7 protein-coding genes are annotated in these 6,514 nt (G+C 73.6%); 1 reads left to right on the top strand and 6 read right to left on the bottom strand.

The genetic code is table 11. The annotated features are described in order from the left end of the window. The 4 genes from HW578_RS27725 to HW578_RS06965 all read right to left on the bottom strand — a co-directional run. Positions 1-201: hypothetical protein (locus HW578_RS27725; protein ID WP_232478740.1), on the bottom strand; the 201-nt coding region annotated here is incomplete at its 3' end. Between the two features lie 129 nt (positions 202-330). Then, entirely contained in the window at positions 331-1,548 is a 1,218-nt protein-coding gene (zapE, locus tag HW578_RS06975; protein ID WP_408906244.1) for a cell division protein ZapE, read from the bottom strand. Positions 1,549-1,770: 222 nt separating this feature from the next. Continuing rightward, positions 1,771-2,361, bottom strand: coding sequence for a c-type cytochrome (locus tag HW578_RS06970; RefSeq protein ID WP_198369822.1), 591 nt, complete (start codon positions 2,359-2,361; stop codon positions 1,771-1,773). Continuing rightward, complete coding sequence (locus HW578_RS06965; RefSeq protein ID WP_198369821.1) at positions 2,358-3,575, bottom strand: PQQ-dependent sugar dehydrogenase; 1,218 nt, start codon at positions 3,573-3,575, stop codon at positions 2,358-2,360. Before HW578_RS06965 ends, HW578_RS06970 begins: the two co-directional genes overlap by 4 nt. A gap of 132 nt (positions 3,576-3,707) precedes the next feature. On the opposite strand from HW578_RS06965, the gene HW578_RS06960 reads away from it, so the two are divergent. Continuing rightward, the gene (locus HW578_RS06960) at positions 3,708-4,475 is read left to right on the top strand and encodes a sulfite exporter TauE/SafE family protein (RefSeq protein ID WP_198369820.1); all 768 of its coding nucleotides are present in this window, start codon (positions 3,708-3,710) and stop codon (positions 4,473-4,475) included. Here the strand turns inward: HW578_RS06960 and HW578_RS06955 are convergent. Continuing rightward, the gene (locus tag HW578_RS06955) at positions 4,462-5,148 is read right to left on the bottom strand and encodes an RraA family protein (protein ID WP_198369819.1); all 687 of its coding nucleotides are present in this window, start codon (positions 5,146-5,148) and stop codon (positions 4,462-4,464) included. The genes HW578_RS06960 and HW578_RS06955 overlap by 14 nt on opposite strands. Before the next feature lie 94 nt (positions 5,149-5,242). Continuing rightward, entirely contained in the window at positions 5,243-6,442 is a 1,200-nt protein-coding gene (locus tag HW578_RS06950) for an MFS transporter (RefSeq protein WP_198369818.1), read from the bottom strand. Positions 6,443-6,514: the final 72 nt, after the last annotated feature.

The raw sequence follows: 6,514 nt of genomic DNA, 5'->3' as shown, positions 1-6,514 counted from the left end.
GTTCGCCGCCGTGCGCTGCGGCGCCGCCGCGGCCCGCGCGGCGGAGGCGCGGATCGTCCCGGATGCGGCCGAGGCGCGGTTCGCCGGAGCGGCCGCCTGGCGGCCCTGGGCCTGCGCTTGGTCACGGCTGCGCGCATCCGCGGGCGCGGCACTCCAACTCAGGCTGGCCAGGGCGATCAGGGCGGATGCCAGAAGCCGCATGCGAATCACCTCTCCATTCGTTGCCAATTGTTTCAACGGCGTCGCACCATACTCAGCACCCCTGCCCAGGGAAAGCGCGAAGCGTGATCCGGGTCACTTGACCCCCAGGTGGAAGGGCCCGTGTGCTGCTCAGGTGAGGTGCGGCAGCGCCAGGTAGGCCTGCGACTGCATCTCGACCAGGCGCGAGGCGGTGCGCTCGAACATCGTCGCGTTCTCGCCGCGCTCGTACAGCCGGTCGGGCACGTCCTCGGCGCTCGCGACCAGCTTCACGCGGTGCTCGTACAATGTGTCGATCAGCGTGATGAAGCGGCGCGCGCGGTCGAAGTTCTCGGGCCCCAGGCGGGGGATGCCGTCCAGCACGATGGCATGGAAATGCGTCGCCACCGCCAGGTAGTCGGCCGGCCCCAGGGGGCGGCCGCAGATCTCGTCGAACGCGAAGCGCGCCACCCCCCGCGCGGCCTGCGGCACCGCCACGGCGCGGCCGAGCAGCGTGAGCGTGGTAGGGGCGGCCGGGGCATCGCCCGTCAGTTCGGCGAAGGCGGCATCGAGCGCGCGCTCGGCCCGGCCGTCGGCGGGCACGTGCCAGGTGGGCAGGCCGCGGATGCGCTCGCGCCGGTAGTCGCGCGCGGAATCGATCACCAGAACCTCGAGCCGCTTCCTGATCAGCGCGATGAAGGGCAGGAACGCATCGCGGCCGGGCTTGCCGCGGAACAGGTCGTCCGGGGGCGTATTCGATGTCGCCACCACCACCACGCCGCGGGCGAACAGCGCCTCGAACAGCCGGCCGAGGATCATGGCGTCGGCGATGTCGTGCACCTGGAATTCGTCGAAGCAGAGCAGCGCGGCCTCCGCGACGATCGAATCGGCCAGCGGCGGGATCGGGTCGTGGTCGTGGATGTCGGTCGGCGCGGGGGCATCGGCGTCGCGCATCTTCCAGGCATGGATGCGCCGGTGCGCCTGCTGCATGAACTGGTGGAAGTGCAGGCGCTTCTTCCGCGGCACCTGGGCCGATTCGAAGAACAGGTCCATCAGCATGGACTTCCCGCGCCCGACCTCGCCCACCAGGTAGAGGCCCATGGGCGTGCCGGCGGGGGCTTCCTCGGTCGCCTTGCGGCGGAAGAAGCGGCCAAGGAAGCCGCGCGTGTCGGGCGGTTCGCTGCGCGGGTCGTAGCCGCGGGTGCGCCGCCAGAGGTCCTGCAGCTTCTCGGCCGCGAGTTCCTGCGCCGGGTCGGCGGTGATGCTGCCGGCCGCGATCAGCGCGCGCAGCGCCGGCAGGGGGCCTTCGGAGAATGGGGCGGTGGCCGGACCCGGCCCGTGGCCGGGCATGGCGTCCGGTGGTGGCGTCATGGCGGCGCAGGCTTAGCCCGCGCCGTGCCGCGCGACAACCGCCGCCCGGGTCATGCGCCGACACCGCAGGCTCGGCGCCAGACGGATCGAGGCGAGCCTCGATCCGGGAGCGCGCATGCGCGACCGCGCCCAGACGGCACGCCGCGCCGATTGCGCCAGTGCGCGGCGCGCAAGCCAAGCCGGCGGATGCCGGCGCCCGGCGCTTGACGGTGCATGAAGCCCTCAGTCCCGCTGCGACAGGTAATGCGCCAGCGCGGCGATCTGCGCGTCAGACAGGCCGACCACGGCACCGTTCATTTGCGAGTCGGCGCCCACGCGCTCCCCGTCGCGGTATTCCGCCATGGTGCGGGCAAGGAAGTCCTCGCGCTGCCCGACGATACGCGGCACCTGCTCGCGCCCCGCCAGCGTGGGCGTGTGGCACACCGCGCAGTTGCGCGGGCCGATCAGCGCCTGGCCGGCGGCGAACAGCGCCGGGTCGCGCGCCCGGCGGTCGTCCGGCGGGCCGGGCGGCAGCGAGGCGAAATAGGCGGCCAGGTCCTCGATCTCGCGGTCCGGCAGGCCCTGGGCGAAGGCCAGCATGGCCGGCACATGGCGCAGCCCCTCGCGGAACAGGATCATCTGCGTGGTGATGAACAGCGCCGGCTGGCCGGCGAGCGAGGGAATGCCCTCGGTCTGGCTGCGCCCGTCCGCGCCGTGGCAATTGGCGCAGCGATGCGCCGCGAGGTCCGCCCCGCGCGCGACATCCTGCGCGGCGGCGGAAAAGGCGGCGGCGGCGCCGAACAGCGCCGCCGCCAGAAGTCCCGCCAGCCTCACTGGCGATAGGTGATGCGGTAGATCGCGCCCATCTGCTCGCCGGAGACGAGCATCGAGCCGTCGCGCAGCACATGCACCTCGGCCGGGCGGTCGGCGAAGCGCTGGTTGGCGTCGTCGCGCAGGCCGGTGAGGAAGTCCTCGACCCGCGTAACGTTGCCCTGCGCGTCCAGGTGCGCGACCACCACGTCGTAGCCGGACAGGCGTTCGCGGTTCCACGAGCCGCGCCGCGCGATGAAGATCTGGTTGCGGTACTGCTCGGGGAACATGGTGCCGGTGTAGAAGCGCATGCCGAGCACCGCGGTATGCGGGCCGAGCAGCGCCGCGGGCTGCGAGAACTCGGAGCAGTTGCGGCCCTGGTTGTACTGCGGGTCGGCCCAGCTGCCGAGGCAGTAGGGGAAGCCGAAATCCTCGCCGCTGCGGCGCACGCGCAGCAGCGAATCCTCGGGCGTGTCGTTGCCGGCCCAGTCGCGGCCGTGGTTGGTCGCCCACAATTCGCGCGTCACCGGGTGATGCGCCATGCCGACGGAATTGCGCACGCCGCGCGCCTCGATGCGTCGGCCGGAGCCATCGGGGTTGAAGGAGACCAGCAGCGCGAACTTGTCGCGGTCGGTGTCGCAGACGTTACAGTTCACGCCCACGTTCATGTAGATGCGCCCGTCGGGGCCGAGGGTCGCGAACTTCCAGTGGTGATTGCCGCCGTGCTCCTGCTCGGTCGGCAGGCCATACGCGGCGGTGAGATCCACTGGCGCGGGCGGATTGTCGAGGTTCGCCTCGATGTTGTCGTAGCGCAGCACCCGATTGACCGCGAAGACATAGAGACTGTTGCCGATCATCACGAGGCCGCTCGGCTGCGCCAGGCCCTGCAGGAGCGTGCGCGTGCGCGTCGTCCCGTCCGGGTTGCGCGTGATGGCATAGACGCGCCCGATCGCGCGCGTGCCGGCGAACAGCGTGCCGTTCGGCCCTTCTGCGATGGCGCGCACGCCCGGGATGCCGTGCGCGAAGACCTCGGCATGGAAGCCCGGCGGCAGGCGGATGGCGCCGACCGGCACCTGGTCGGGTGGTGTCACGGTCAGGCGCGCGGCATGCGGCGCCAGCGTCGAGCCCTCCGGCCGGCCGACGGCCCAGCCGGGCACCGGGGCGGGCGCCTGCTGCGCGAGCACCGGTGCCGAGACGAGCGCGGCGGCGAGGCCGAGCAGGATGCGTCTTCTGGACATGTATCTTCTCTCCCTGGTCGCCTGCTCTGCGCGGGCGGGCGGGGCATGGAAGAACGGAATCCACGCCCCTGCAAGCAGGGGTTGCAGGCCCTGCCCCTGGACGGCGGCGCGGGCCCGGCGGAGTGTCGCTGCATGGTGGGACTTCTCGAGGCGTTGCCGCCGACCGGCGCGCTGCTCGGCATTGCGGGTGCGGCGGTGGCGGGCGGCGTCTCGCGCGGCTTCTCGGGCTTCGGCGCGGCGCTGGTCTTCGTCCCTCTGGCCTCGGCGGCGGTCGGGCCGCGCACGGCGGTGCCGGTGCTGGCGCTGATGGAATGCTTGGCCTGCCTGGTCTTCCTGCCCAATGCCTGGCGCCACGCGGCGCGGGGCGAGGTGGCGGCGATGTCAGCGGGCGCGATCTGCGCGGTGCCGCTGGGCGCGCTGATCCTCGCCTCCAGCGACCCGGTCGCGCTGCGCTGGGTCATGACCGGGCTGGTCTTTGTTGCGGTGGCGGTGCTGGCCTCGGGGCTGCGCTACCGCGGCGGCGCGTCGGTGCCGCTGACCCTGGGCGTGGGCGCGGCGGGCGGGCTGATGAGCGGCACGGCGATGCTGGGTGGCGTTCCGCCGGCGGTGTTCTGGCTGGGGCGCGACGCGCCGGCGGTGGTCGTACGCGCCAACATGAACCTGTACTTCGCCATCCTGACCGTGGCGGTGACCGCCGCCTTCCTTTGGCGCGGGCTGGTGGGCACGCAAACCGTCTGGTTCGCGCTGGCCGCGGCCCCGGCCTATGGCGCCGGGCTCCGGGCCGGGGCGCTGCTGTTCGCGCGCTCCAGCGAGACGGGGTTCCGCCTCGCCGGCATCGCGCTGATCCTGGTTGCCGCGGTGCTCGGGATGCCGCTGTGGGACGCCCTCACGGGCCGATGATTCGCGCCGCCGCGACGATGGCGGCGATGCGGTCATTGCCGGTGGCGCCTCCCTCGACAGCCGCCACGGCCTTCGCTTCCGCCGCGCGCACGGCGGCGAGGCGCTCGAGCACCGCCTGCGCGCGGTCGAGCGGCACCACCACCACGCCATCGGCGTCGCCCACGATGATGTCACCGGGCCGCACATGCTGGCCGCCGAGGGTAACCGGCGCGCCCACCACGCCCGGCCCGTTCGCAGCCGGCGAGGCCGGCATGATGCCGGCGGCGAACAGCGGCAGGCCGGTGGCGACGATGCCCGCGCGGTCGCGCGCCAGCCCATCGGTCACGAAGGCGGCGATGCCCTTGTTGCGCATCATGCCGGCGACGATGTCGCCGACCACGGCGGTGCCGGCGTAGGCATCGTTCGCGACGACGACGACGTCGCCGGGCTGCGCCTCCGCCAGCGCGCCGTACACGCCGACCACGTCGGCCGGGTAGGACAGCGCGGTCAAGGCCGGGCCGACGAAGGCGGCGTTGTCCGGATCCATTGGCTTGATGCGGTAGTCCAGCGCGCCGCGGCCATCCATCGCATCCACCAGGTGCGAGGTCTGCGCGCCGCGGAAGGCCTCGACCAGCGCCGGGTCGGGGCGCGCATGGCCGCGATGGATGGTGAGCATGGGCGGGTTGTCGAGCATGGCGCGGTCCTCGCGTGGTGCCGGGATGGGGCGGCGGCGTTGCGCGTCGATGCTTGCGCGCGCGGCGGTGCCAGTCCAGCCGGGGCGGTCCGGCTCAACGCCGCCAGCGCAGCACGGCCGCGGCGGCGATCTGCAGCGCGAGCGCCGCCGCCCCCACGGTCCAGTCGCCGCCGAGGTCCCGCAGCAGCCCGAAGATCGCCGGGGCGAAGGCGTAGAAGCCCTGGTTCACCGCGGTGATCATCGCCACCACCGCGCCCACCTGCGCCGCCGGCCATTCCGCCTGCGCGATCAGCGGCGGCAGCGAGAGCAGGTTGCCCAGGCCGAGGCCGAACAGCACGCAGGAGAGCACCAGCAGCGGCGCGCTGGTCCCCGCCGCTGCCAGCAGCGCGACCGATCCGGCCGCCTGCACCAGGAAGTTCAGGGCCGCGGCGCCGCGGCGGCTGGCACCCGGCGGCAGCAGCCAGCCGGCCGCGCTGCGCCCGAGCACGGCGCAGACGGTGGCGAGGCTCAACGCCCAGCCTGCCCCGGCCTCGCCCAGCGCGGGCGCCATCACGGAGAAGAGCTGCGACAGCAGCCCCATCTGCCCCACCATGCCGAGGGCGAAGGCCAGCGACAGGCTGCGGAAGGCGGGTTGCGACCACAGCGACCCGGCGGCGGCGCCGGCCCCCCGGCCGGATGCGGCGCGCTGCACCTCGGCGCCATCCAAGTGCTGGCCGAGCATGGCCGGGTCCGGCGCGAACCAACGCCCCGCCACCGGCCAGAGCACCGCAATCCCGGTCGCCCCGATCGCCATCGCCGCGGGGGCGAATCCGATGCCGGCGATCAGCGCCGCCCAGAGCGGCACGAAGACGATCCCGCCCATCGAGGCGCCGTTGTAGGCCATGGCGAGGGCCGCCGGCCGCCGCCGGTCGAACCAGCGGCTGATGATGGCGTTGATGGCGGTGCCGCTGGTCATGGCCCAGCCCGCCCCGGTCAGCAGCGCCGCGGGCACCAGCCAGGCGGGCGACGGGGCCAGCGCCCAGGCGGCCGCGCCGGCGGCTGAGAGCACGAGGCCCGCGCGCAGCATGGCGACCAGGCCGAAGCGCGCCTGGACGGCCGGCAGCCGCGCCACGAGCACGGCGCTGACGAGGAAATGCAGGGTGATGGCGCCCGAGACGGCCGCCACCGACCAGCCGCGCCCCGCGCTCAGCGCCTGCAGCCACACGCCGGGGCCGTAGAAGCCGATGCCCCAAGCGAAAGCTGCCAGCGCGAAGGCCGCCCAGACCACCTGCCAGCCGAAGAAGCGTTCCCCCATTCCGACGAGCCTGCCACGGATCGGCGCCTTGGGCGCGTTTTCCGCCGCGCGCTCGGTTGCGGTGCGGCAAAC

The organism is Roseomonas rosulenta (assembly GCF_016106005.1).
Taxonomy (GTDB): Bacteria; Pseudomonadota; Alphaproteobacteria; order Acetobacterales; family Acetobacteraceae; genus Neoroseomonas; species Neoroseomonas rosulenta.
Note: the sequence above shows the minus strand (reverse complement) of the source record. Positions and strands in the feature narration are given on the sequence as shown.